Genomic DNA, 25,226 nt, shown 5'->3' on the forward strand with positions numbered 1-25,226 from the left:
AAAGCTTGCATTAATTGCAGTTGTAAACAAATTATTAAAACAAGCTTTTGCGATTGCAACAAAAAAAGAATATTATTCAGTGAAAATTAACTAAAATAAATTTGGAAATAAACACAGTTCATGCTGATACTTCCTTTGTCAGTACAGGCTACGGAAGCATCGCATCACGCTATCTTTTATTTTAACTTTATGTGATCTCTCCTTGCGTCGAGATGACAAACAGTGTGTTAATTATGTGTTCCATTTTTGTCTCAATTCTTCACAAGCGGCTAATGGTAATCCTAGTCTTGGGTTTATTTCGGTTTGCAATCGATGTAATAATGCTGTAACTTCTATACTAGTCATAATAGCATAACTAAAAAGCATGTCCAACACCCATAAATGTCCTCTAATAGGAACCGCTTTACTTCTAGCAAAATTTCGTAAGTTTTTATCGGAAGTAATTAAATCTGCTTCTAATTTTTGAGCACAAAAAACGGCAGAGCAATCCTCCATAGAAAGTTGATTTTTTTCATCTTTCAATGAGGCAATGGCTAATAATTCTTCTCCTGTAAATCCTTCCACAACAAGTTGTTCTGTTTCAATATAAGGCAAAAGCAATGCTTGTTGTGCTGGGTCTAATTCATCAAAAATAATATCTGTCGTATGAAAACTAAAAGGCAATTGAAAAAAGTGAAACAAGATATCTAGCTTCACTAAATCAATTAAAATATTAGCATCATTGACAATTATCCTCATAACAACACAAATTCTTTTCTAAAATCCGCTAATTTCATATTGGCTAAACTAGCCGCTTTGTTCAACGAAACTAAATCTTCTGCTGTAGCTCTGTATAACAATTGTTTAAAACGAGTAGAACTTTCTCTTCCTTGAAATTTTCCTAAATCAATTTCTTTTTTACGACTAGGATCTTCATTTATCCAACGTCTGAAATTAATGTAACGCTCTTCTGAAATTACACCCAAATCTTTAGCTCTTGCCATAATAGCCTGAATAGAAATACCGTAGGTTTCCTTGATAGCTATTAATTCGGATAAACTTATTTTATTGCGTTGTGCTCCTAATTCTAATAAAAAAGTTTCTTTTGGCATCAACATAGCACCAGCAAAACGATGGCACAAACGTTCTATTTCTTTTTCAACTAAATTAGAATTAAAACTTAATAGCAAATGTCCCAATTCATGTAAGGCAGTAAAACGTTTACGTTCTACAGAAAATTTAGAGTTAATTACAATTACTGGAATATTGCCAGTAGCCCAGCCTGAGAATCCATCAAAATCTTCGTCCGCATCAATTTCAATCACTTTGATTTCTTTGTCTTCTAATAACTCAATCACATTGGGCAAAGCGTTAATACCTATATTCCAATCTTTAATTAACTGGTTTACTGCTTGCTCTACAGCGTTACCATCAGGAATTGAAATATTTTTAATAGGATTATTAAAATTAGATTCTAAATTTAAAAACTGCTCTACTTCAATGTAACGAGTAATAATATCAGTAACTTCTTCTTTAATACTGGTTACTTTTTTTACACCTAGTTTACTTTTCTTTCTAAATTCAATGTTTTCAATAGAAATTGTAAACGGACGAAAAAAGTAATCTAATTTCACATTTAAAACTTTTGCTAATTGTAAAAGCACTTTACTATCGGGCATCATTTCAGCCTTTTCGTACTTTGAAATAGCATTATAGCTCACTAAACCATCTAATTTTTCTGATAGTTCACGTAATGATAAACCTGCTAATCCTCTAGCAGATTTAATTCTTTTAGCTACAATTTCTTTCATAATAAATTTATTTAGTTGTTGACAAAATTATAAAAAATATTTTATTTGTCAACCTTAACTAATATAACTTTAACATTTACAACTTATTAAAATTCTCCAATATCTTTTGCTGTAACTCATTCCCTTTCGCAAACTGCTCTTGTAAAGTAGCTTGTAAGCTTGCCATTTTGTCTTCAAAAGCAATCCCGTCGTCTTCCACTTCTTCGGTCCCTACATAAATACCTGGGGTGAGTTTGTAGTCTTGGTTGCGTACCTCTTCTAAGGTAGCAGCGTAGCAGTAGCCATCGATGTTATTATAGGCTTCGACAAGCTCAGCCTGACTATCTTGTTTATTACGCCAAGCATGGTAGGTTGCGGCTACTTTGTCTATATCGGCATCGGTAAACACACGTAGTTTACGGCTTTCCATAGTACCCATTTTACTGGTATCTATGAACAAGATTTCGTTTTTACGTTCGCGGTGGATGCCATCTTTGCCATCTCGGTTTTTACTTAATATAAAAATACAAGCAGGTATGCCTGTAGTTAAAAACAATTTATCGGGTAAACGTACAATACAATCAATCATGCTGTTGTTTACCATAAACTCACGTACATTTTTCTCTCCTTTGTTGTTAGAGGTCATGGCTCCATTTGCCATTACTACACTCGCGGTTCCTTTGTTGCTCAAATGGCTCCAAAAGGTTTGCATCCACATAAAGTTGGCGTTACCATCGGTAGTAAATTCTTCTTTCGGTCCAAACAAGCGTGGGTCGTTTTCAGGTAAGTCTTCTGGATGCCATTGGCTCACATTAAACGGAGGGTTTACAATTATATAATCCGCTTCTAAATCAGGAAATTGGTCGTTCAATAACGAGTCGCCCAAACGTACATCAAAGGACAAATCACGTAAGGCTAAGTTCATTTTACACAAACGCAACGTACCATCATAACGCTCCTGTCCGTAAATAGAAATCTTACGTTTGTCGCCTCCATGGCTTTCTAAAAACTTCAACGATTGCACAAACATACCACCACTACCACAAGCCGCATCAAAGATTTTTCCTTCATAAGGCTCAATCATTTCTACCATCAAACGCACAATACTGCCTGGCGTAAAGAATTGTCCCGCACCAGACCCCTCTGCCAAAGCAAACTTGCCAATGTAATATTCATACACACGCCCTAGCACATCACTTTCAGGATTTTCCTTTTGCGATAACTTAGGATTGGAAAGTAAATTAATTAAACCACCTACTTGGCGTGCGGTTAATTGGCTTTTCACAAAAATACGTGGTAAAATCCCTTTTAAATCGGGTCTAAATTGTGCCAAAGTAGCATCTAACAAGTCAAAAGCATCATCTACAATGACTTTGATATTGTCTTGTTCGGCATTGGCTTTTAAGTAGTCCCAAGTGGCTTGTTTGGGAATGATATATACATTTTTAGACAAATATTCATCCGCATCTTCCAACACATAGTTGATTTCCGCTTCGTCTGTCGTAAAATAATTAGAAGTTTTATCGTGTAGTAAAGTCGTTAATTCTTCTTTACGCATTTCATAACGCTCGGACATGTGCTTCAAGAAAATCATCGGCAACACATAGTCTTTATATTGATTTTCAGCTACAGCACCACGTAATTCATTAGCGGCTTTCCAAAGTTCTTGTTCAAAATTAATATCGGCTTTTACGGTAGTTTTACTCATAGTGGGTTATATGGAATAGCCTCAAACATAAAGAAAAAAAAGAATTCTTACAATTGTTAATTTTTTTAATTTCAAATTTTAAATAATACAAGGAGGTAATAAAATTAAAATCAAAACTAAACGCCCCACCAATAGCGGCAGGGCGTTTCAAAGGTATAGTGCGAACACTATTCATCACTAAAGATTAAGCCACAGTTACAGAACCTAAGTACAAACTGGTCGCCGCCAACTTCTCGTCGGCAGAAGCAAACGTAGCCCATACCTGCACCTCTAACCCACTAAGAAAAGTAGGTAAAGCCAAGGTAGCACTGCTGCTGTTTCGAGTACCTGCATTCAAATTATAGACCGTAGTTTTGGAGGTAGGCTCATAGGCCACGACCACCAAGGCGTCGGTCGCTTGGGCTTCCCCTTGCCCACTGTTGTCGGTCCAACTAAACTCAAGGTTTTGCCCCGTTCCGGCTACTACTTGACCGTTGTTCATCCCCAGCAAGTCGCCCTTACTAATCAAGACTTTGGTGTAATCCCACTCGTAATTGGGATCGTTAAACACGAGGGCCTCTTTCATCAGGTACGACATCGCCTGATTGCGTCGCGTTTTTAAACCCGTATCGCTGCCGAAATAACGCTTAATTACCGGTTGAATTCCTCCTAAAAACTCGGTGGTCATTGCAAACTTACTTCTTTGCGCTTGTTGAAAATCGGTGGCCATACGGCTCCCTTTTTTAGGTAAACTACGCATTACCTCTTTACCGCGCCACGTAGCACCCACTACCGGACCTACTTTTCCTGAAAATGCACCTAAGATGCCTTTGTTGTATGTACCCATACTTTAATAAAATTTTGTGAATTAATAAAAAACCTTTTGTTTTTGATGCGCGCTACCAAAGAACATCACAAAGATAGAGCAGCTTTTTAGCAAAAAACAAGTTAAGTGACTGAATTAAAGAGTTTTAATAGGTTTTGAATGGTATTGCTATACTTTGGAAGCTTTTGCTCTTTTTTGACAGGTTTTGACACCTTTTGACAGGTTTTGACACCTTTTGATAGTGTTTGATAGTCAATGAAGGGTTGGAGGGATTTTTATAGGGGTTTTGTTCGTACTTTGTTCGTATGTGGTTCGTACGCGCTTCGTAAAAACAGGGGTTGATACGAACAAGGCTCGAAGAAAAGTAAAAGAAAAGTAGAAAAATAGGCTGAAAGCTGAACACTGAAATTTTAAACCATATAAGGCATATAAGGAAACATAAGTTTTATGTTACGTTGCGGTAAGTTCATGAAAGAGTTCATGCGCTTAGCGCATTTGGTAATACTTCAAAACTGAATACTAATGCCTGAGCACTGAATACTGAAAGCTCAAACCATATAAGGCATATAAGGAAACATAAGACTTATCGATATATTAAGACAAGTCCATATCAGAGACGCTTCGCTTTTGATGTTATGATGGGAATCTGAAGACTGATTGCTGAAGACTGAAATTATAAACCATATAAGGGAAGATAAGTTTGACGTTACGTTGCGGTAAGTTCATGAAAGAGTTCATGCGCTTCACGCATTTGGTAATACTTCAAAACTGAATACCGATACCTGAACACTGATAGCTGATAGCTGAACACTGAAATCTCAAACCATACAAGCCATATAAGAAAAAATAAGGACTATCGATGCGTTGAGAAAAGTCCATAACAGAGGCGCTTTGCTTTTAAAGTTATAGTGGGAATCTGTAGACTGATTGCTGACAACTGAACATTGATAGCTGAGCACTGATAGCTGACAGCTAATAGCCGGAACTACTTTATTGCTTTACACGATACGATGTGGTGAAGGGTGTTCTATATGCGATTAGAACGAAAGAGGGAGAGGTAAACTCAGGAGGTTTACAACAAGTGTTTGTTTTTCATTTTGGCCATAAGCGATTTGGTGAAATACGACTTAGGATACAAAATACGCCCTCCTAATTTGGTAAAAGGAATTCTATTTTCTTTGCGATAACGCGCTAGAGTCGAATCGCTAAAACTGAATAGTTGTTTCAAATCGGCACCATCATACCAACCCTCTTCACTATTTTGTTGTTGCAATTCTTGCACTACTTTCAATAACTCATCTACTTGAGTTTTTAATACGTCTACTTCTGATTTCAAAGGCTTATACTATTAATAAATTAAAAAATAATTCTCTAGCTAATAAGGCTTTCTTATTTGCTTTTAACAAATTTCATAAAAAAAATAAAGGCTTAAAACTTTAGTTATCAACAACAGTAATGACCTATTTCCAAAATAGTATTAAAAGTTGTAATATGGTACAAAAAAAGTAGTGTTTTTTTGAAAGTGAAGCGACCTATTAAAAATTTAAACAATTAAAAATCAATACTTTAACATAAACGCATTGTTATTAATAACTTTTAAGGCTTGCTGCTTTTTTTCAATACGCATATAAGAGAAGATAAGACCTATCAATGCGTTGAGGTAAGTACGTTAAAGAGTCACTTCACTGATGAAATTATAACTGATAGCTGAACACTGAAAGTTCAAACCATTTAAGGCATATAAGTAAATATAAGACCTATGACGTGATGAGATAAGCTCATAAAAGAGGCGCTTCGCTACTAAAGTGATAACTGATAGCTGATAGCTGAGCACTGAAAGCTGACCACTAAAACTTAACAATCATATATCAAAAAAAGGACAATTTTTATTAAATTTGAGTACAAACAGAAACTACCCATGAAACTATTCTTCACAACTACCCTATTCTTGTGCACTACTTTGGCAATGGCGCAAGACAAATAAAGAATCCAATACGATTATAAAACCGATAACTTCGAATACTTCAAACTCAATAAGTCGTCCGAGATTATTGATACTCTAAACAATCCGAAATTCAAACGCAATAGTTTAATCGAAATCAAATTGCTTAACATCAACCCATTTGCGGTGAACATTAAAACCGACATCCAAGAGGAAGAGATTCATTCGACCGGTTCTGGGGGGTATAACTTTTCGAATTTGTTGGGAGGAATTACCGCTATGACGGATGGGGACCTCAAACTGAATGCCACCCAATTACCGTCAAATTTAGAGAACCCTTACATCAATAAAGATATTTTTGGTGAAAGCACGTAAAGAAACACTAAAATTGAAAATAAGTTTTCGCAACTCAACGCCCTGTCGTCTAACGTAGAAGCACTAAAAATAACGCTATTGGCCAATTTAACCTGGAAAAAACGGTGCAAACTGACCACCACTTTCCAGTCCAAATTGACCACCTAAATTTTAGGGTAAATTAGCCATTAAAAACAGTTACTTTTTTTCATGTTGTTAGCTCATACATTCGTACAAAAAATACGGATTATGGCAAACAAAGTAACAGACATGAGTAAGATTAGAAAAGTAATTAAATTTCACTGTAGCGGTAAGAGTAAATTGTTTATTAGCAATTACTTATCGCTCTCAAGAAATACGGTAAAGAAATATATTTCTTTATTTGAACTTCTAGGCTTAAGTTTTGAAGCTATTGAAGCCAAAACAGATGCCGAACTTGAAGTTTTATTTTCACAGAATACGGTTGAAACCATAGATCCTAGACTACAAAAGCTTTATGATTTTTTTCCACAAATGGAGCGCGAACTCAAGAAAGTTGGTGTTACCGTCCAGCATATGTGGGAACGATATATTGCTATACATCCTGATGGTTTTAAGAGTTCTCAATTTAGACATCACTTTAAAATATGGAGTAAACGCGTTAATCCAGTAATGCACATGAATCACAAAGCAGGTGATAAAATGTATGTGGATTATGCTGGAAAAACACTTTCTATTGCTGACAAGGATACAGGAGAGATTAAAGAAGTACAGTTTTTTGTGCCATATTAGATGCAAGTCAACACACGTATGCTGAAGCTTCTATGAGCCAACAGAAAGAAGATTTTGTCACATCGGTAGAGAACGCTATACGTTTTTTTGAAGGTGTTCCAGCGGCAATTGTTCCAGATAATCTAAAGTCAGCCGTAATTAAGAGCAGTCGTTTTGAACCAACAATTAATGAAACCTTAGCCGATTTAGCAGAGCATTACGAAACTACCATATTACCTGCAAGAGCTTACAGACCAAGAGATAAATCATTAGCAGAAGGAGCCGTAAAAATCTTATACCGAAGAATTTATGTACATCTAAAACAAAAACAGTTCTATAGTTTAGAAGAATTAAACCAACAAATATGGGATTTATTAGATGCTCATAATCACAAAAAACTCACAGGAAGACCCTATACTCGTTATGAATTATTTATAGAAGATGAGAAGCAAAAACTACGCCCATTACCTCAAGAACGCTTTGAAATCAAATACCAATCCTTTGCAACAGTAATGCAAAACGGTCATGCATTACTGAGTCAGGACAAGAGTTATTACAGTGTTCCATACCAATATGTGAGAAAAAAAGTAAAACTTTTGTATGCCAAAACTACGGTTGAAATCTTCTACAAATACAATCGAATCGCTATTCATCCAAGAAATTACAAACCTTATGATTAGGTTATCAAGCATGTATTCAAGGATATAAAGTTAGTTATTACAATACATCTAAGTTGTTCGCTAAGTTAAAAATGGCTAAAGCCGATGGTTCTTATCTAAGAGAATTAGCCAAAATAGAACGACAAGATGTTATCATATTAGATGATTTTGGACTTCAAGCATTAGATAGTCAAAACCGAATTACACTTTTAGAAATCATAGAAGACAGACATAATAACGGTTCTATAATCGTAACTTCCCAAATACCAGTACAAGGTTGGTACGATATAATCGGAGAAAAAACCATAGATGATGCCATTTTAGACCGACTTATACACCAATCCCATCGCATCGAATTACAAGGCGAATCCATGAGAAAGAAAAGAGGAATCAACAAAGAGTAATTTTAATATATATGAATCACAAATTAACACAAGAAAAAAGTAGTTTTTAATGAAAAATGGAGGTGGTCATTTTGCTCCGAAATTAGGTGGTCAATTTGAATTGGAATTGGGTGGTCAATATCACTGGAATTTGCACTATTGAAAGCTTAATAGAAGGTACTTCTATTAAGCTTTATACATTGATATATGAACGGGATAAATATATTAGATGGAATCTTATTAGAAAAAATGGTAATTGGTTCACTTCTATTGAAGAAAATTAATTATAAATTATGTTATAGGACATTTTAATTCTATTGAACAATTTTTCATCTAATATGATTAAATTTCAAAAATTTTAAATGTATTAATTTTCTCAATTATTATTTTTTCCTTATTTGATAAACCTTTGACTTTATACAATTGTCGTAGAATTTCATACATTAGTAGTAAATGCTCACTATTTTTAATGCCCATTTCGCTTAGAATGTTTATCGCATTTTCTTGATGTAAAATGCCCATATCTAAATTGTTGTCTAACAAAAATAATTTTGATAAGTAGTTATAACAAGCACTTAGAAAAAAATCATTTCTAATTTCAGGCTTTAATGTGAAATGTAATTTAATCCCTTCGGACATAAATTCAATTGCCTTCTTTATATCTCCACACATTTTATAGCTTTCTGCTAATATTTTATATTCAATTACTAATTGTTGGTCATTATAAATATTATGTTTTTTTCTAAAATTTTGAATTTTTTTGAAATTATCAAGAGCATTAACAATGTCATTATTCATAAGATAAACATTGGAAATGTTATTTAAAACAGTTATAATCTCAGGTTGATATATTTTATCACTTTTATTAAATGAATCTAATGCCTTTTTGAACTGTTCTAAAGCTTTTCCATAATCAGTATGGGCATATGCCAAACCGAGATTATTATATATTACTCCAAGATTTATATTGCTTATCGCTTGATATTTTTCAGCTCTAGAAGCCAAATCAATCCATTTATCTAATTCGTTTTCAAAATGAATATAAAATCTATAAGAATATAACAACTCATTTTCTAACATAATTAAGGGCTGATATACTGCTCTTCTATATTTTTCTTTAATATTGTCTAAAATTGATTGTGCATACTTTAAATATCTATAAGAAATGGAAGGATTATTTTTTCCCTCTTTAATTCTGGCTGTTAACCAAGTAATATAAAATATGTTACCAACGAAAGGAGATAAAGTTTCTCGCTCATTATACAATACTAATTCTTTTATAATCTTATGGATATTTACTCTCTTCTTATCAGATGTAAACTCTATAAGTCCCTTCTTATCAAGACTAATTAAAATATTCATTATATGAACTTTATTTTCTTTATAATGTTCTAAACCGTTAATAAGAATAATATCTTCAATAATAATATCTCTTGAAGGTAAAAGAGAAAGATATTCTAGATAACTATATTCATTAGATTTGAGGTTCTTAAAACTAAATTTTTTAAGGAGATAATTAAAAATCTTAATGGAATTGTTTTCGTCTGGTAAATCAATATCAATATTGTAGTCTTCATCATTTAAGTTTTGCTCCTTTAAAGAAGTAAAAAACTGTTCCAAAGTTAAATCAAAACTATTTTCAATTGTTTTAGCTGTGAGTTCTATAACTAAAACATTGAACTCAACAAAATCAATAAATTCAGTCAATAATTTGTTATCAATATCTTCTTTATTACAATAAGTTTGGAAAATACTTTTAGCATTTTCAATTTCAATTTTAGGGAGTTTTTTAGATGAAATTGTTTTTATATTATTTCTAGTGAGAATTAATTTTTGCCAATTAGAAAGACTAATGAATTGATTTAAGTATGCTTTATCTTCTTCTAACTCTTGTATATCTACAATGACTAAGTTTTCTCCTTTAATTTTGGCTAATTCATTTAAAATAACTTTGAATCGATGCTCAATGTCATCTTTAGGCGAAAAATCAAGATTTAGATTTTTTATTAAAATTTCATCAAGAGCAAACGCATTTAGTATAGAATTTTCAACTGTAATCCAAACGATATGATTGTAGTTTGAATAAGTTTTGAGATATTTTTTTGCAAATGAAGTTTTACCCATTCCTCCATGGCTAAAAATAGATACTAATTTTCTAGATACTAATTCGGTATTTATAGTAATTAAAAAATTTTCCCAATCATATATATTAATAGAAGTATAATCGGGTATTAAATTTAAGTTTTTGGGTAATTGTTTTATGATACCAGATACAATTGTTTTTTTTAAAGAATTAATTTCAAAATCATGTTCTTCAACTTTTGATTGAATGCTTTGTATATTGGTTCTTAGTAATTCTATATCAATATTAATCAACTTAAAGAATTTAACATTAAGATATCTTTCAATTTCTTCATCTGAATGATTTAAAATATTTTCTATAACTTTCTTTGTTAAACATCTATTAAGAGGGTTGCTGTCTTGGGAACGTTTATAAATCTCAGAAATTAAAACACCAAACAAAAGAGAGATTGGTCTATTTTGAAATTTTTCATTTTCTAATAATTTCTCAATTTCAAACTTTATTTTATTTATTGCTTCATTAGGAACAAGGTTCTCAAATTTCCATTTAATTGATTTAGTAAAATTTTCAATCTCAAGATTAACAATTTGGATTAAATTTTCCGTTGATGATTTAATTAAATCTCTATTCTCAATTGATTTTTGTTTATTTAGATTTTTGTTTTTTCTATTTTTAATTTCTTTATATAAGACTTCTTTGATTTTATGACAACATAATACTCTCAGATTATTGTCTTCTAGTTTTTCATCATAAATCCATTTAGATAATAGTTTTTCGCTAGCAGCAACTTTTGTGTTAGTAGTAAAACAAAAACTCACATCACTGATTAAGTCTTTATTTTTTAGATATAATATAAAGAAATTGAAAATTGTATTTTTAACTTCCTTCGAATTCAAACTAAAATTTGATGTATAGCACTTAACTTGGGTAAATAATAAACTTTCTCCTACTTCTTTAATGTCTTGGTCTACCTCAGAGTAAGCATCGATATCATTATTTTCAATAAAATTATGAATCCATTTTTTTAAAATGGTTAAATATTGATAATAGAAGCCTCTATTTGTGGCAATTGCATCTGTATTGACTTCAAAAACATTTATTATTTGTTCTAGCATATATAAAATTAATTCATAAAAATATGGAAATTCATATCAAATGCTTTTAATATGATTGATTTTTAGAATTAAAAGAAGAAGATAAAAATCAGGTTACTTACACCTAAATTTACACCTAAAAAAAGAAAACCCTCATAATCAATAGATTACAAGGGTTTTTGCGGAGAAAGAGGGATTTGTCTGCTACAAAAGCCACCAATAAAATCAATACTTCGCAAAGCATTTAATTTAAGTGACACCTCGACTGACACCTCTTTTATAAGGCTACTATTATTCTAAATTCAAAGTAGTCAAATATAAGGATAATTATTTGAATAGTAAAGCATCAAGACTAAAAATTGAACTAGTTATTTAAGTGCTTGTCGCTACTTTTCTTGATTAAAATTTGTTTTAGCATTTCTTCTAATTTAACCAAAAATCAAGTGAGTTACTTGTTCATATTTTATGCCACTATATGTACAGAACTCTTCAATCGTTAGAAACTCATTTTCGAGCTTATTGAGGTCTTTTTTTATCTTTTGCATCAATCTAGTACATTGACGATAACTCTTGCCTGTTATTCGTTGTATGTCCTTTGGATAGATGCACACCCTCTGATTATTCAATTTCATACTTTATCTATACCTTTGATATAGCTATGCTATACTTCTGACGTGCAGAAAATCTTTTGCAATTTAGTTATAATTTTTCATACTTATTTATTGGCTTTTTATGTTCATTTAAGACACTTGTGTCGATTTTGGACATATGGTACACTTGTTACTTTTTCTTTAGTGAAATGCTTTGTAAACTTTGCTATAATCATTCAAAATGTGGTTGCAACTGATTGAAAGAATGAAGGAGATTTTAGATGAATGTTTAACAAAATTTTGAAGTTATGGCTAGACAGAAAGGCATAATTAAATTAAAAGGTACTATCGGAGATATTACTTTTTATAAAACGCAAGATGGTCACTTAGCAAGAGAAAAAGGCGGAATTGACGCTAGTAGAATTGCAAGTGATCCCGCGTTTCAAAGAACTCGTGAGAATGGTTCCGAGTTTGGTAGAGCTGGAAAGGCAGGAAAAATGCTTAGAACGGCTTTACGACCATTGCTTTTAAATTCTGCGGATAGTAGAATGGTTAGTCGTTTGACACAAGCGATGGTTAAAGTTATCCAAGCAGATACAGTTAGTGAACGTGGTTTGCGTAACGTGATTGATGGAGAAGCTGAATTGTTATTTGGTTTTGAATTCAATATTCGTGGTAAGCTTGGAACCACTCTGTTTGCTCCGTTTGTGGCAACTATTGACCGTGTGGCTGGTGAAATTACTGTGGATTTGGCATCATTTATTCCTGCGAATATGATTGCTGCTCCAAGTGGAACTACTCACTACAAAATCATTTCTGGAGGAGCTGAGATTGATTTTGAAGCTGAAACGTATGTGGTTGCTACTTCTGAAACGGCAATTTTACCTTGGGACGGAACTGCTACTGCTCCAATTAATCAAGTGAATGTGGTTACTGCTAACTCAACTAAGCCTTTATTTTTGGCTCTAGGTGTTGAGTTCTATCAGGAGATAAATGGACAAATGTACCCATTGAAAAATGGTGCTTTTAACCCATTGTCTATTGCAAAAGTTGACAGCGGTGTGTAATGGTTATTTGGTTAACTAGAACTTATTTCCCTGATGGAACAAATGGTAAACTCGAATGCGAAGGCAAATTGATTTGTAACACAATAGAGTTGCCGTGGAAGATGAACGAAACGAAGGTTTCCTGCATTCCTGAGGGGAAATATTTTATTAGAAAGCGATACAGTGCAAAATATAAATGGCATTTGGAATTGTTGGATGTTCCAAATAGAAAGTTTATTCTATTTCATCCTGCCAATAATGCTCAAAAGGAATTGCAAGGTTGTATTGCTCCTGTTACTAAACTTTCTGGACCTGGTTTAGGTTTGATGTCGAGAAAAGCTTTTACGAAGCTAAAAGCATTTGTTTACAAAGCTTTGGACAATAAAGAAAGTATTGAATTAATTATCCAATCTTAATTATAGATTATGAAAAAAATTATCAATAGAGCAAAAGCTCCCACACCAAAATTTTTCAAAGTGCTTCGAACTGTTGGGTTGGCATTAGCTGCCGTTGGTGGAACAATTTTAGCTGCTCCAATTGCACTACCTGCTATTGTAACTACCATTGGTGGCTATGTTGCAGTAGCTGGAGGAGTTTTGTCAGCTGCAAGTCAGCTAACTACAACGGATGACAGCCAATAATCCCACATTGATGGGTACTGCAGGAGGCACATTTTTAAGTATTGTACCCAATCTTTCTTCTAATGATATTGCCAAAACGGTTATCTTAGCAACTGTTGGAGCTGTGGTCAGTTTTACGATTTCGTTACTGCTTAAAAGCCTAAATAAGAAGCACAAAAAATAAGTTTAGCCCTAGTTGTGGTGACCTTTGGGTTGAACAAAATGAAAGCCAAGTCGTGAGACCTGGCTTTTTTACATTCCTCCAAATTTATTTAAAATAACTTCATGAGTAATTATATTTACTGTCTTAGAATTTTATTAATTAAGTATTTTCTATTTAGAAGAAAATTAATTATACTTTTAACTCAAACTCCTCGCAATCAATTCTTATGTCTTCAGTATTTAAATTTTGATTAAGTAAATTACAAAATGAATTATTATTAATGTTAGAGTAATATTTACATTTAAAACAAGTTCTTTGAACGCTTATTATTTTTAATTCGTTCAACTGCTGAATAATACCTGTTATATTTTTCCACAAAACTAATTTATCATTTTGTTTCAAATTTGTAATAATATCGGTCAAGGGATTTACAAAACTTTCTGTTTCAAAAACGATATTTTCACCTTTTTCTGTTAATTCAATCGTGTAACTTCTTGTATCTTTTTTATCAATAATTTTGTTAATGAATTGTTTTTGCTCTAAAGTTTTAATTGTATCGCTTATTGTTGGTTTTGACAAATTAAATTCTTGAGAAAGATAACTTACTGTAGTTTTTTCGTCACTGTGATATGCAATAAAAATAAGCAATTGTATTTGAATTGGACTTAAATTATAAGTTTTTGATTTTTCCCAAAGTAGGGTTTTAAAAACCTGTGAAATACGGTCTAATCCTGCCACAATTTTATTGTCAAGATTTGAGTTTTGATCATTAAGATTGAAAACTGACATATTAATTTTTTTCAAAATATTCTAATAACAAAAACATTCTTTTGTTGCATTCAATTATGTTGTTTTTAAAACTTCTCATATTTTCTATGCTTTGAATGAAATCATCATTTATTAATTCGTTTTTGCCAAAAGTAATCATTTTTTCTAAAGATTTTTCGGTAACTTCAAGGTGAAACTGTAACGCAATTACATTTCTATTGTACATAAATGCTTGATTTTGATAAATTTCGCTTTTAGCCAAATGAAATGAATTTTTAGGCAAATTAAATGTTTCACCGTGCCAATGAAAAACTGTAATTTTGCTGTTAAATTTTTCAATTGGATTTTCAAATTCTTCATATTTTGTAATCTGAATTGGAAACCAACCAATTTCTTTTTTTGAGTTTTGAAATACTTTCGAGCCCAAAATAGAAGCAATAAATTGTGAACCAAGGCAAATTCCTAAAACCTTTTTATTATTTTCAATGGCTTTTGCAATAAACAATTTTTCCTTTTTTATCCATTTTGTGTTGTCATTTACACTCATTGGACCACCAAGAATTATCAATAAATCAAAAGTTTCAATATTTGGAAAAGTTTCGTTTTCGAATATTTTAGTTGATGAAATTTTATGTTTTCTTTTATTTACCCAATCATTAATACATCCTAAATCCTCATAAACAACGTGTTGTATATAATGTATTCTCATAAAATTAGTTAAAGTAATAAGCCGAAAGTATTAATCTTTCGGCTTATTAAAAAATTAATAGCAATTTTCCATTTCTATAATAGCAAAACCACTTTTTATAATTTGTTTCTCAACTTCAACAGGTGCTTTGTCAATATGGCAAAAAACACATTCTTTTGAAGTTAAATTTTGTCCTTCTTGCATTACACTTTTTAGATACTTTTTTCCATATTCAAAAATTTGATTTTCATCTTTCAAATTTTCATCTACTAAAATATCAAAATGCATAATTTTTCCATCTTTGCGAGTTACATATGTATCCCAAACAGCTATCTTCATAGTTGAAATAAATTAAAATTCTCCTTTTTTCATATAAGGTTGTCCCCAAAGTATCGATTGTAGCAAAACTGATTTTACCCAAGCGTTGTACATTTTATCAACATCCTCTGAACTTGCTCCTTTTTTGGCTAAAAATGGTTTTAATGTTGTAGTAACGGGAATTGTCAATGCAGGAATATATCTGTAATTTACAATTGGAACTGCTGTCGCTTTGTCAGTTTTATTTTTTTTGGTTGAATAATGACGTAACCCAATTTCGTATTGATAATTCAACCAATCTTGATTATAATTGGCTTCAGCGGTTTGTAATATCCACATTGCAAATCTTTCTCTAACTTTTGCTAAATATTCTCCTTCAGGTTTTCCTGTTGATTTGTTTCCAAAAAAGTACAATAATTGTGGCGTTCCACCAACAAAACCGTACCAAACATCTAAAATTTCATTTGTTTGATCTTTCAGAATATCGTGGCTCATTTTTAAATATTTGACATCCTCGTCACTAAATAATAAGGTTTGTTGTAAAAGTTTTAAATCTTCTAAACTAAATGGAGACTTTGAAACTTGTTTTGTTCCATAAGTATAACCTGCTGGTTTTTGTATTTGCGCTTGCGTAAAAGAAAGCGTAAAAACTGCTAAAAATAATATTATTTTTTTCATTTTGATATGAGTTTAAATTATTAAAAACCCTGTTGAAATATTTCAACAGGGAAATTTTGTTTGTTAACCGATAACATCAGCCATTGAAGCACCAAAATTGATATGTAAAACATTTCCTTTTGGAGTTACTAATGCTGGAACAGATTTTACACCTGCTTTTACTGCTTCGTCAATTCTTGATTTGTCTGTTCCAAGATGAACGATTTGAACATTTGAATGTCCGATTAAGTCAATTACATCGTGCTCTGCACTAATACAAACTGGACAACCTGCGTGATAAAAAATTGATTTACTCATTAGATTTTTTTTAAATGTTAATTATTATACTTTATGTAAATTGCAATTACAATGCAAATATAGTTAGTTATCCTAACTAAAAAAATATTTTTCACTTTTTTTTTGTTTTCATTTTATTTTATAGTATTTATGAAAAAAAAATCTAAATTATCTCTTACTGTAACGATGCACGATAACTCTTCGCATATCGTTAATAAGGTTGATGTTTTCATGAAATTGTTTTTCTTTTTGCTCCAAAAGTTTAAGAGAAGCAACATGCTTTATGTGAGCTTCGTGTTCTTCCATCATAATTTTAGATTTTATAAAAAACTCCTTTTTGAAATCGTTAAGACGTAAAAATGGAATTACAGAACCCACTAAATGTTGATGCCAAAAATTTGTTTTCCATAAGCTATAAGCAATCCAAAAAATATTTTCGCAATCAGTTTCACTATCAAATATGATTACGAAACTGTTTGTGAATGGCTCATTTTGGGGCTTACCGCTGTTCATTCCTTTGTTTAAAACAAAAAAGTGCGGTTTGCTGTAAATGATGTTCTTCTTGTGGGTTTTAACGATAAAATTCATCATGGCTTCGGATTTAAAAATTAGGTTTTCTTCTAATTTTCTGTTGAATTTCTGATGAATGCAGATGTGCCTCGCTACGCTCCGCCCATTAAAATTTTTTTCGCCAAATGTTATTTTTTAATTGGAAGCGAAGAATATTCATTTCAAAAGAAAAAAAAGAAAAAAAGAAAGCCATTCGTCCAAGTGGAAGGTTTCAAAAAAGCAAGTTTTTCAGAAAAAATACTACCCGATACGTGATTGAATTCGGCAGCGTCTAATCGGAAATTAAATGTGTTTTGAAACTGTTTGGGTGGAGATTTTTTCTGAAACCCGCAGGGCTTGAACTTGCTTTTTTGAATACCTGGAACTTATCTTTGCTTCCTTTTTTTATTTATTTTTTTTTGAAATTTTCAATTCTTTTTTATTTGTTTTTTAATCGGAAATTGAGAATAGCCATTTTTATTGAAATCGGAATTTTATTTTTAGTTGGCTATTTCCAATCAGATATCCTTGTTTAATCGGATTTTATCCGAAGTATTGAAAGTTGATTTGAAAGATAGACGTCTTCGGAAAGGGTATCAAATTCTTTGGATGGATGAATAAACCAAATAGAAAATAAAAAAGCTATTCATCCGGCCAAAGAATTTGATACTCTTTCGTTTGCAAGTGTTTATTGCTTTTTATTGGTCAAACGTAATGGCCCTCTTTTTATTGGAATTGTTTTTTTGTGGCCATTTCTTGGATTTGATTTTTGAGGATGCCAAAACGTGATTTGAAAAGAGAAGTTTCAATGTAATCGGTATGTTGTATTGAAAACGTGAAGCATCTTCAAAAAACAATGCATTAAACTACCGAGTGCGATGTGGCAGTAGCGTGAGTAAGGGTATCATTTTTTATTTGCTTACTGAGATGTTTCTGATTGCTTTAGTGGAAAAGCTGATGTTTGAAATTTAGCTGGCAGTCGCAGTGTTCAGTATTCTGCAGATTATCTTAAAAAACGGTATGGCATCAGCTTTTTCGCTGGAGCAATTACTGCTAGTTTTCTGGCAAATAAAAAATGATACTCTTACTGGGGATTTTGGTTTTGTGGGTTCTAAAAATGGATTTACCACAGGCAAATCACTAAAAGTTAAAGCCATTTTTAGAACTTACAAAAGCAATGAAAACACTTCCTATTTAAACGCAAAGTTGATAAAAACAGTTACCGTGAACGTTCATAAAAGCAATGGTAACCGAAACTATTCCTATGAAATGGTGAATGTTCTTAAAGACAGTGGCGAAGGACGGTTTTTTTTGTAGCTGGGTGATGCGATGGGAGCTACAAAAAAAGTTGTCCTGGAGCCACTGGCACGAGCGTTGGGTGAGCGGCTTTTTTACATAATGTTATTATAGTGCATCCGAGATTTTGATTAGTAGCAGGATAGTCCCTATGCACTATAATGCAACATTATGTAAAAAAGCTTGGGGAAAAAAATTACTGGCATGAGTTGCGAAGCGTACTTGTTTTTGTTTTGTGCGTTGGGCAAGCTCTTTGGCTGATGGCGTGCAGGATTTTCCAATTTACACATAATTTTCTTGTCATCAGGCAAAGTGCTTGATGTGCGTTGGGACAAAAACCATGACAGTAATTTTTTTTTGGAGCGTTGGGAAGGAGTGGCAACTGAAAACCAAAAACGTCAATTTACCATTAAACGAAAAAGTACGTTCTCATTATTTAAAAATGAAATTAGCGAAATGAAGCAAACAAAGAATTGATGCTAGGAATACTTGGACTAGGAGCAGTTTTTGTGCAGATGAATGAGATAATTTTGGATTAAATGATATTATCTGCTTTAAGTAATTTAATCAAATCTAAAGATTCTTCTTCTACCCACTTATTATCAATTATTAATTGATTTATGAATTCTATTTGTGTTAATGAAAAATCTTCTTTCTTTAAATTAGAAAATTCATTTTCATTCCACTTGCTATTGTGATGTTTTACATCTACATCAATTGCAATTTCATGTGTTTGAGGTTGAATAATTTTAACATCAACTCCTTTGGATTTAAATATTCTCTTCACTGTGGAATATATTTGCAGTCCGTTGTAATCCCAATCACAAAAATAATATATAGGTAGTTTTAGTTTGTCTTGAGAAATATCTTCTAATGGTTTGGTATTATTACCTCCAACATACCATAGCTCAATGTTATGATTTTTATATTCTAAAGGAACTTTTAAACAATCAAGATTTTCGCATAAAACAATGACTTTTGGCTTGATACAATCAACTACAAATCTCCATTGATTATTTTTCGGGTCTTTTTCTGGAAATTCAGTAAGTTCTAATATTTTTAACACTGCATTCTTAACACTTAATTTATTAGATAAATATTTAGAATTTTGATTTTTATAAATTAAAGCAGATAATTTTTTCTCTGTAGTTACATTTTTTTTTAATTCCTCTTTATTGTAGAAAACAAACATTAATGCTTTTAAGTCTTCATCATCAAAAGATTTTTTAGCATCGTTTTCAATTCCTGACTTTTCAAAGAAATTATTATAGTATTCATAGGTTTCTAAAAATTCTTGCTCATAATAATCATTAAACCTTGATGATGCTTCGATAATGGAATGATTTCCAACCTTAAATTTTATTAGTTTCTTTTGTTTTAAAATGACTTGATTTATAAAATCATTGTTAGTTATTTTTAACCTTGTTTGTTTTAATTTATATAGTTGATGTAACCCTTTTAAATATTTCCACTCAATTTTCTGCATATCTTAATTATTTAATAGTCCAAAAATTGGTACTGGAGTGTAATTTACATTTTCATCTTCTAAACTGTTAAGCAATAAATAAATATTTTGATTTTCTGCATCAATTTTGTTTGGATTTATTGATAATGATAAGATTTGATAATCATTTGCTTTTGCAATTTTATATAACATATCAAAATTACTACCAAGGCCTTCTGCCTCATCAATAGCCATATAACGAATTCCTTTTTTTAATTTAGATTTAGATGAAGTTTTATCAATTAATGACAATTTTGCCATACATAAAAGAGCTATAGCTGAATATGTTTGACTTGTACTGCCATCAGTTTTGTTACCTTGTGATGATTTAATTGAGAACTTTAAACTATAATAAGATTTTGGATTAAGTAAATCCTTAACTTCTATTTTATTTGACCTCGAACCACCATTTCTATAAAATGCTTCCTTTAACTTCTCTTCTAATGTTGGATAATGTTCTAATTCCGTTGAAATACCTTTGAGACCTTCAAATAAAGAATCGTTTATACCAAGTTGAATATCTTTATCAATTTCTTCAGTAAAACTATTCATCCACTCTTTTTTGAAAACATTATCAAAGATTAGATCTAAATCGACTTTGTGACCTCCAGTTATCTGTTTATCCTCAGAATTTAAAAAGTTACTGATTATTCTTATGTCATTTAATTGATTACTAACTTCATTTGAAACATCATCAATAATCTCACTCAATTTTTGAAGTTTTCGACTATTTAGTCTTTTATTTTTGATGTTTATATTTCTCAAATAATCAGATATCTTTTCAATTACATCTTCATCTAGTAAATCTTTTTCATCAAATATTTCTTGAGGAAGAATTTCTCTACACAAAGAGCTGAAATCGCCTGTGTCTTTGTATTGATTTTGCTTTTGTTTAATAAAACTATAAACCAAAGAATTATATTTTGAAATGTATTCTATATTGGCGTTAGTTGATTTTTTTTCTAATTCATTAATTTTCAAATCTTCATTATTGTCTATTTCTACTTCTGCTGTAAATAAGTTAGGATTTTGGCTGTAAATCTCATTCTTTTTACCTTTAATAATTGAAATTTTTGAATCTATATCCTCTAAAGAATTTGACTGATTGTTGTTACTTTTTAAAGTGTTGTAAATTTTATTCATTTCTGAATAATAATCTTCAGCCGCTTCTAATGTAATTTCCAAGTTTTCTAAATCTACATTATCAAACGGAACAAATTTATATTTAATTTTATATTCATCAATTTTAGCAATAGTTCTCGGTGTTTCGAATGATTCTAAATCGCGTTCTAGATTGAGAACAAGATTATTTAATTTTCGTTTTTCATCTTCTAATTTTTTGTAATCAGTTCTCGCAATCTTAAGCTGTTCTTCTATTTCTTTTGCTTTACAAAATATTTCAAAATATTCATCAAAAAGAATGTTAGAAACATCATACATTTCGTGGTTTTCAAGTTGTTCTTCTAATCCCATTTCCGAATTAAAAGCAAGTATATAATCATCAGGATTTTCTAATTGTTCTAAAATTTCTTTAAGTGATTCAATATTTGATAATTTTATTTCCAAATTTGAAATATCTTCTTTTATTGTTGAAGTTTGTTTTTGAAAATAGTCCTTAATTTCCGCTTTGTCATCCTTGTCAAAAATTGGTTTATCAATCAAAGGAATATATTCCATTAAACCATTTAGATCAAGCCAAAATCCCTCATCATCTTTACTTCTTATTTTAAGATTTTCAATCAATTGATTTGGTTCTGGGATAAATCTTAACGTTGTGTTATTTGGTTCTTCAACTCTAATATTTTCATTTTGGTATTTATGAATTATACTTTCTTGAAATAAATCTATTTTTTTAGTTTGATTTAAAGCCCAATGTGCTAATGAATTTAAATCTTCAATATTATTCAAGGCTTTTAATTTGTTTTTAATTTCTAGCTCTTTCTTATAATTTTCGGTTTTTGAATTAATTTCAATAAGTACATTTTTACTACTCCATTTTTCGTTGGTAAAAAAAGTAAATAGGTTTTTTGAATTCAATTTTTCAGTCAATTCTCTTATTTGAGTTATCTGAAGCTTATTTTGATGGTATTTATAGTAACGCTGATTTAATTCTTCTTTTTGGCAATTAAAGTACAATAGCCAATCCATAAACTTTTTTAATTTCTTATCACTTTCTTCCCATTTATTTTTCTCTTTAAAAGCATCATCCCATTTTGGTTCTATAATTTCAATTTTTTCATTTGTTGAAATTAGTTTTTCTTGAGCAATAGCTTTTAATTTAATGAGCTTTTTTGAACTATCTTCGTAAAGATTAATTTTATCTATTATTTCTTTTTCGCATTCTGTAATTTCTTTTGAGAATAGCTTAAAAGATGCTAACAAGAAAATCTTCTCTTTTTCATCTTTATCAATTTTAAATTTTAATAACTCGCTTAATGCGTTTTGTTTGTCTGTGAGTAATTCTATTTCGGTTAAATTTTTTTCAAATTCATTTGAGTCTCCTTGTAATGCAACGATAGTTTCATTAAATTTTGTGAGCAATACTTTTTCTCTTTCATCACCAAATAGAAAACTTTGTAATTTTTCACTTTTATTCATGTCTAAAGACTCTCTGGAAAAAGCTTGAATGATTTTGGCATAATTTTCTAAGGTTTTGCTACTAATAGACAAATCAATAGGCAATATTTCATTTTTGAAAAGGATTTTATGATAATTTGAAGTCTTAAACCAAGATTCACATGTTAGTTTTAAAGTATTACTAATGTGTTCTTTCAAATTTTGAATAGGTAATATTTCTTCATTTTTGAGAAAATTAGAATATCCTAAAATGTTGTCAAAAGGTATCAATTGAGTATCGTCATCAAAATTGTTACCCTCTTGAATGATAAACATATTTGAAGTACCGGAACTTTCTATATAAATTCCAATAACAATGAATTTATTCTTTTCAATTTCAACATTTATAAAAGCATATGCCATATCTGTTCCTTTACCACTAGTTCTTAAAACCATAGTTTTAGGCTCTCTCATTCCTGTACTCTTTGTTGGAGAGTGAAAAGCAGATGCACCAACACAAATTAATTGTAATATATCAGAAATCATACTTTTACCCGCACCTCCTTCACCAACAAAATCAGTTCTAAATGGATTAAAATCATAATCAAATCCCTGATGATGTACTATTCCTAATGTTGATAATCTTCTAATTATTGGATAGTTTTTCATTTCAATTCGTTTAATGTTTCATCTATATTTATGATATATTCTTCATAAACTTTTATTAATCTATCGAAAGCTGGTAATGTATGGAACTCATCTTTTTCTAATGTTATCCATCCAATTTTTTTAAATTCTTCAAGTGCGGATTGTATGGTTTTATCGATTATATCATCATTGTAATTACCAGGAGTAATGTTTTTTGATTTTGCAATTAAAGAATATATACCTTGTTTGTAGTCATCACATTCAAGACGGATTTTTTCTTTTAATTTTTGTGTTGAATCTAAACCAAAATCTCTATCAATAAACATAATTTTATAAATAAGAAACCCAATAATAACATATTCGCTTTTGAGTATATGTCTGTGCTTATCAGAGATATTTCCTCTATCACTGTTTATAAAATCCAAATAATAATAACTTGCATTGTCTTCGCCTCCTTTAACTAAATTGACTTTAAAAAATGTGTTATAATACATTTTTAGACTTTCTTCATTTTGTGAAATGAAATTATAGAGTTTTATTTGTTTTCCTTCTTTTTGAAAATGAACACCATCTTTTAATGCGTAATCGATTGTTGCAAATAATTCTTCAGAATTTGGACTATACATAAAACTACTTAGACTAACTTTATTACTTTCATTTTCCATAACGCAATGTTATTAAATTCACTATTTGTTTCTAATTCTTTTTCAATTTCCAATTTATATTTATCGTTATTGCTGTAAACCGATTTGATTATATTAAAAATAACACTTACGGCTATTTGACTGCTCTTACTTTCATTAATAATCTTAAAAAAGACTTCGGATAATTTGATACTTCCTTTTAATTTTATTTCTGAAAAAATGTATTTTTCCCAATTTCCTATAGTATCAATTTCTTTAATTTTTTCTTGTGCTTTCTTGGTGTTTTCCAGAATTACTTTTTCGTTTTGAACATATGTTTTTCTTTCTTTGGGCTTTGAAGGAAATAATTCCCGGTCTTTATCAATTATTGTGAAGTGTGGAGTTGCAATATGAATTTGTGGTAAAGAAATGTTATTTGGGAATACTATAGTCTTATTTCCATTATTCGATTCTAAAGTACTTTTATCCAATATGAAATGAATGAATTTTTCAATCTTTGAACTTAGTAATGGTTTACTTAATGTAGAAAATAGTTGTCTGACCTTGGGTTGAATTCTGTCTAATTTTCTATCAATTGAGTTCAAACGATCATTGATATATTTTACAAATGCATATACTTCAGAAATCAATTCATTTGTTTCATTATCGTGATTTTGTTTTTGTTCAAGTAGGCCTCTAATTGTTTTCGTCTCTGAATATGCAGAACGCAATTCTTTGACATGGTTTTGAGCATTGTTCATACTAACATCTGTTGCAACTAAAATTTCTAGAAAATTTTGACTCGTAAAATCCGTTCCTTTTTTAAGTAATTCTATAGACTCGGTTATTTGTCTGTCTAAAAAATCAATTTGTTCTCTTAAATCTGGTTGATATTTTTTGAATATTTCTTTTAGCCAAAATTTAAGTTCCTCTATAGTATTTCTTGCTTCAAGTGATTTTGAAAGAAGTGTGCATATCTCTTGGATTCGTGTTGGATTAAAAGCACCAATAAGTGTTTCTTTGGCATGTTTGCAAAATTTATAGGCATAATCTTTGAAAAAATATTTTTGAGACTCCTGGTTATAATCTAGAAAATATTCTTGTAAATCCATAATATGGCTGCTATAAACCTCTTTTGGATAACGTACGTTTGTTTTATATATAGTTTCAAACGCATCGTGTAAATCTTTTTCGGTAAACTTTTCATCTTCAAAAACTCCATCCATAATTTTTTCATAAATCAAAACAATAGCAAGCCCTATTTCTCTCTCGGGAAATAAAAGCTTGTATGTTTTTTCTTCATTTAAAATTTTAATGAAGTTGAAATTTGGATTTACTGAATTACTCAATAGGTAT

At 30.7% G+C, this 25,226-nt stretch carries 23 protein-coding genes and 1 pseudogene; 8 read left to right on the forward strand and 16 right to left on the reverse strand.

The annotated features are described in order from the left end of the window. Positions 1 to 231 precede the first annotated feature (231 nt). The 5 genes from NAT50_RS11455 to NAT50_RS11475 form a co-directional block, all read right to left on the reverse strand. On the reverse strand, positions 232 to 738 hold the full coding sequence (locus tag NAT50_RS11455) for a PIN domain-containing protein (protein WP_250593365.1): 507 nt from the start codon (positions 736 to 738) through the stop codon (positions 232 to 234). Beyond that, positions 735 to 1,790 (reverse strand): XRE family transcriptional regulator, encoded by a 1,056-nt coding sequence (locus tag NAT50_RS11460; RefSeq protein WP_250593366.1) that lies wholly within the window; start codon positions 1,788 to 1,790, stop codon positions 735 to 737. Before NAT50_RS11460 ends, NAT50_RS11455 begins: the two co-directional genes overlap by 4 nt. Positions 1,791 to 1,866: 76 nt before the next feature. After that, entirely contained in the window at positions 1,867 to 3,477 is a 1,611-nt protein-coding gene (locus tag NAT50_RS11465) for a type I restriction-modification system subunit M (RefSeq protein WP_250593367.1), read from the reverse strand. Between the two features lie 184 nt (positions 3,478 to 3,661). Next, complete coding sequence (locus NAT50_RS11470) at positions 3,662 to 4,303, reverse strand: DUF6266 family protein (RefSeq protein ID WP_250593368.1); 642 nt, start codon at positions 4,301 to 4,303, stop codon at positions 3,662 to 3,664. A gap of 1,051 nt (positions 4,304 to 5,354) precedes the next feature. Continuing rightward, entirely contained in the window at positions 5,355 to 5,618 is a 264-nt protein-coding gene (locus NAT50_RS11475) for a helix-turn-helix domain-containing protein (protein WP_250593369.1), read from the reverse strand. 1,209 nt (positions 5,619 to 6,827) lie between these two features. Between NAT50_RS11475 and NAT50_RS11480 the strand changes: the two genes are divergently transcribed. From NAT50_RS11480 to NAT50_RS11490, 3 genes and pseudogenes are all read left to right on the forward strand, one after another. Then, entirely contained in the window at positions 6,828 to 7,349 is a 522-nt protein-coding gene (locus NAT50_RS11480; protein WP_250593370.1) for a hypothetical protein, read from the forward strand. A 32-nt stretch (positions 7,350 to 7,381) separates the two neighbouring features. Beyond that, complete coding sequence (locus NAT50_RS11485; RefSeq protein ID WP_250593371.1) at positions 7,382 to 8,008, forward strand: Mu transposase domain-containing protein; 627 nt, start codon at positions 7,382 to 7,384, stop codon at positions 8,006 to 8,008. Next, positions 8,005 to 8,391 (forward strand): annotated as a pseudogene (locus tag NAT50_RS11490) (ATP-binding protein); the annotation flags it as partial. The gene NAT50_RS11485 and the pseudogene NAT50_RS11490, both read left to right, overlap by 4 nt. Positions 8,392 to 8,712: 321 nt before the next feature. Here NAT50_RS11490 and NAT50_RS11495 read toward each other — a convergent pair. Beyond that, complete coding sequence (locus NAT50_RS11495; protein ID WP_250593372.1) at positions 8,713 to 11,568, reverse strand: tetratricopeptide repeat protein; 2,856 nt, start codon at positions 11,566 to 11,568, stop codon at positions 8,713 to 8,715. A gap of 877 nt (positions 11,569 to 12,445) precedes the next feature. Between NAT50_RS11495 and NAT50_RS11505 the strand changes: the two genes are divergently transcribed. The 4 genes from NAT50_RS11505 to NAT50_RS11520 are packed head-to-tail and all read left to right on the forward strand — an operon-like array spanning position 12,446 to position 13,987. Then, on the forward strand, positions 12,446 to 13,204 hold the full coding sequence (locus NAT50_RS11505; protein WP_250593373.1) for a hypothetical protein: 759 nt from the start codon (positions 12,446 to 12,448) through the stop codon (positions 13,202 to 13,204). Then, complete coding sequence (locus tag NAT50_RS11510; protein WP_250593374.1) at positions 13,204 to 13,599, forward strand: DUF5675 family protein; 396 nt, start codon at positions 13,204 to 13,206, stop codon at positions 13,597 to 13,599. The genes NAT50_RS11505 and NAT50_RS11510 overlap by 1 nt, the downstream gene beginning before the upstream one ends. Before the next feature lie 9 nt (positions 13,600 to 13,608). Next, the gene (locus NAT50_RS11515; RefSeq protein ID WP_026726201.1) at positions 13,609 to 13,824 is read left to right on the forward strand and encodes a hypothetical protein; all 216 of its coding nucleotides are present in this window, start codon (positions 13,609 to 13,611) and stop codon (positions 13,822 to 13,824) included. Then, complete coding sequence (locus tag NAT50_RS11520) at positions 13,811 to 13,987, forward strand: hypothetical protein (protein ID WP_250593375.1); 177 nt, start codon at positions 13,811 to 13,813, stop codon at positions 13,985 to 13,987. The genes NAT50_RS11515 and NAT50_RS11520 overlap by 14 nt, the downstream gene beginning before the upstream one ends. Before the next feature lie 168 nt (positions 13,988 to 14,155). Here the strand turns inward: NAT50_RS11520 and NAT50_RS11525 are convergent, their stop codons facing one another. The 6 genes from NAT50_RS11525 to NAT50_RS11550 form a co-directional block, all read right to left on the reverse strand. Continuing rightward, entirely contained in the window at positions 14,156 to 14,755 is a 600-nt protein-coding gene (locus NAT50_RS11525) for a MarR family winged helix-turn-helix transcriptional regulator (RefSeq protein WP_250593376.1), read from the reverse strand. Position 14,756: 1 nt separating this feature from the next. Beyond that, positions 14,757 to 15,443 (reverse strand): type 1 glutamine amidotransferase, encoded by a 687-nt coding sequence (locus NAT50_RS11530; protein WP_250593377.1) that lies wholly within the window; start codon positions 15,441 to 15,443, stop codon positions 14,757 to 14,759. Positions 15,444 to 15,497: 54 nt separating this feature from the next. After that, entirely contained in the window at positions 15,498 to 15,761 is a 264-nt protein-coding gene (locus tag NAT50_RS11535; protein ID WP_250593378.1) for a DUF2024 family protein, read from the reverse strand. A 12-nt stretch (positions 15,762 to 15,773) separates the two neighbouring features. Then, positions 15,774 to 16,418: a protoglobin domain-containing protein gene (locus NAT50_RS11540; RefSeq protein ID WP_250593379.1), complete on the reverse strand. Its 645-nt coding sequence runs from the start codon at positions 16,416 to 16,418 to the stop codon at positions 15,774 to 15,776. Positions 16,419 to 16,481: 63 nt separating this feature from the next. Then, complete coding sequence (locus tag NAT50_RS11545) at positions 16,482 to 16,715, reverse strand: thioredoxin family protein (RefSeq protein WP_250593380.1); 234 nt, start codon at positions 16,713 to 16,715, stop codon at positions 16,482 to 16,484. A 147-nt stretch (positions 16,716 to 16,862) separates the two neighbouring features. Beyond that, complete coding sequence (locus NAT50_RS11550; protein ID WP_250593381.1) at positions 16,863 to 17,285, reverse strand: DUF6943 family protein; 423 nt, start codon at positions 17,283 to 17,285, stop codon at positions 16,863 to 16,865. Positions 17,286 to 18,263: 978 nt separating this feature from the next. Between NAT50_RS11550 and NAT50_RS11555 the strand changes: the two genes are divergently transcribed. Then, a complete protein-coding gene (locus NAT50_RS11555; RefSeq protein WP_187657836.1) occupies positions 18,264 to 18,560 on the forward strand; it encodes a hypothetical protein in 297 nt (98 codons plus the stop codon). A 514-nt stretch (positions 18,561 to 19,074) separates the two neighbouring features. Here the strand turns inward: NAT50_RS11555 and NAT50_RS11560 are convergent. From NAT50_RS11560 to NAT50_RS11575, 4 genes are read right to left on the reverse strand one after another with little or no spacing between them, the layout of a single operon-like run. Further along, positions 19,075 to 20,025 (reverse strand): hypothetical protein, encoded by a 951-nt coding sequence (locus NAT50_RS11560; RefSeq protein WP_250593382.1) that lies wholly within the window; start codon positions 20,023 to 20,025, stop codon positions 19,075 to 19,077. Between the two features lie 3 nt (positions 20,026 to 20,028). After that, the gene (locus NAT50_RS11565) at positions 20,029 to 23,268 is read right to left on the reverse strand and encodes a DNA repair protein Rad50 (protein WP_250593383.1); all 3,240 of its coding nucleotides are present in this window, start codon (positions 23,266 to 23,268) and stop codon (positions 20,029 to 20,031) included. After that, positions 23,265 to 23,912, reverse strand: coding sequence for a condensin complex protein MksE (locus NAT50_RS11570; protein WP_250593384.1), 648 nt, complete (start codon positions 23,910 to 23,912; stop codon positions 23,265 to 23,267). The genes NAT50_RS11565 and NAT50_RS11570 overlap by 4 nt, the downstream gene beginning before the upstream one ends. Then, a complete protein-coding gene (locus tag NAT50_RS11575) occupies positions 23,882 to 25,219 on the reverse strand; it encodes a hypothetical protein (RefSeq protein ID WP_250593385.1) in 1,338 nt (445 codons plus the stop codon). The genes NAT50_RS11570 and NAT50_RS11575 overlap by 31 nt, the downstream gene beginning before the upstream one ends. Positions 25,220 to 25,226 lie beyond the last annotated feature (7 nt).

The organism is Flavobacterium luminosum, assembly GCF_023635005.1.
Lineage (GTDB): Bacteria > Bacteroidota > Bacteroidia > Flavobacteriales > Flavobacteriaceae > Flavobacterium > Flavobacterium luminosum.

Bases quoted from the DNA above. Each gene is read 5' to 3' on its own strand.
- NAT50_RS11515 (WP_026726201.1), top strand. From the start codon at position 13,609: ATGAAAAAAATTATCAATAGAGCAAAAGCTCCCACACCAAAATTTTTC.
- NAT50_RS11565 (WP_250593383.1), bottom strand. From the start codon at position 23,268: ATGAAAAACTATCCAATAATTAGAAGATTATCAACATTAGGAATAGTA.
- NAT50_RS11540 (WP_250593379.1), bottom strand. From the start codon at position 16,418: ATGAAAAAAATAATATTATTTTTAGCAGTTTTTACGCTTTCTTTTACG.
- NAT50_RS11560 (WP_250593382.1), bottom strand. From the start codon at position 20,025: ATGCAGAAAATTGAGTGGAAATATTTAAAAGGGTTACATCAACTATAT.
- NAT50_RS11520 (WP_250593375.1), top strand. From the start codon at position 13,811: ATGACAGCCAATAATCCCACATTGATGGGTACTGCAGGAGGCACATTT.
- NAT50_RS11535 (WP_250593378.1), bottom strand. From the start codon at position 15,761: ATGAAGATAGCTGTTTGGGATACATATGTAACTCGCAAAGATGGAAAA.
- NAT50_RS11455 (WP_250593365.1), bottom strand. From the start codon at position 738: ATGAGGATAATTGTCAATGATGCTAATATTTTAATTGATTTAGTGAAG.
- NAT50_RS11530 (WP_250593377.1), bottom strand. From the start codon at position 15,443: ATGAGAATACATTATATACAACACGTTGTTTATGAGGATTTAGGATGT.
- NAT50_RS11470 (WP_250593368.1), bottom strand. From the start codon at position 4,303: ATGGGTACATACAACAAAGGCATCTTAGGTGCATTTTCAGGAAAAGTA.
- NAT50_RS11460 (WP_250593366.1), bottom strand. From the start codon at position 1,790: ATGAAAGAAATTGTAGCTAAAAGAATTAAATCTGCTAGAGGATTAGCA.
- NAT50_RS11510 (WP_250593374.1), top strand. From the start codon at position 13,204: ATGGTTATTTGGTTAACTAGAACTTATTTCCCTGATGGAACAAATGGT.
- NAT50_RS11480 (WP_250593370.1), top strand. From the start codon at position 6,828: ATGGCAAACAAAGTAACAGACATGAGTAAGATTAGAAAAGTAATTAAA.
- NAT50_RS11495 (WP_250593372.1), bottom strand. From the start codon at position 11,568: ATGCTAGAACAAATAATAAATGTTTTTGAAGTCAATACAGATGCAATT.
- NAT50_RS11465 (WP_250593367.1), bottom strand. From the start codon at position 3,477: ATGAGTAAAACTACCGTAAAAGCCGATATTAATTTTGAACAAGAACTT.
- NAT50_RS11550 (WP_250593381.1), bottom strand. From the start codon at position 17,285: ATGATGAATTTTATCGTTAAAACCCACAAGAAGAACATCATTTACAGC.
- NAT50_RS11525 (WP_250593376.1), bottom strand. From the start codon at position 14,755: ATGTCAGTTTTCAATCTTAATGATCAAAACTCAAATCTTGACAATAAA.
- NAT50_RS11485 (WP_250593371.1), top strand. From the start codon at position 7,382: ATGAGCCAACAGAAAGAAGATTTTGTCACATCGGTAGAGAACGCTATA.
- NAT50_RS11555 (WP_187657836.1), top strand. From the start codon at position 18,264: ATGGCATCAGCTTTTTCGCTGGAGCAATTACTGCTAGTTTTCTGGCAA.
- NAT50_RS11545 (WP_250593380.1), bottom strand. From the start codon at position 16,715: ATGAGTAAATCAATTTTTTATCACGCAGGTTGTCCAGTTTGTATTAGT.
- NAT50_RS11570 (WP_250593384.1), bottom strand. From the start codon at position 23,912: ATGGAAAATGAAAGTAATAAAGTTAGTCTAAGTAGTTTTATGTATAGT.
- NAT50_RS11505 (WP_250593373.1), top strand. From the start codon at position 12,446: ATGGCTAGACAGAAAGGCATAATTAAATTAAAAGGTACTATCGGAGAT.